The sequence below is a fragment of the Neisseria sp. P0017.S009 genome, from assembly GCF_051957375.1.
Lineage (GTDB): Bacteria > Pseudomonadota > Gammaproteobacteria > Burkholderiales > Neisseriaceae > Neisseria > Neisseria perflava.
Genome location: NZ_JBQCWL010000045.1, coordinates 1 through 239, shown reverse-complemented (window position 1 = coordinate 239; position 239 = coordinate 1). Strand labels below are relative to the sequence as shown.

The window sequence follows — 239 nt, the reverse complement described above, 5'->3', positions numbered from 1 at the left end:
CTACGGGCGATTCCGCAGCCGTTTGCTTCGATGCTGTCCAAGCCGCGAAAGCGCGCGGGATCGACATCGTGCTGGCTGATACCGCCGGCCGTCTGCCGACGCAGCTTCATTTGATGGAAGAAATCAAAAAAGTGAAGCGCGTGTTGCAAAAAGCCATGCCTGATGCGCCACATGAAATCATCGTCGTGCTTGATGCCAACATCGGTCAAAACGCCGTCAACCAAGTCAAAGCGTTTGAC

General features: G+C 54.8%; 1 pseudogene. It reads left to right on the top strand.

Features of this window, described 5'->3' with window-relative positions:
* Window positions 1-239: pseudogene (locus tag ACTHTG_RS11260) on the top strand (signal recognition particle-docking protein FtsY); the annotation flags it as partial.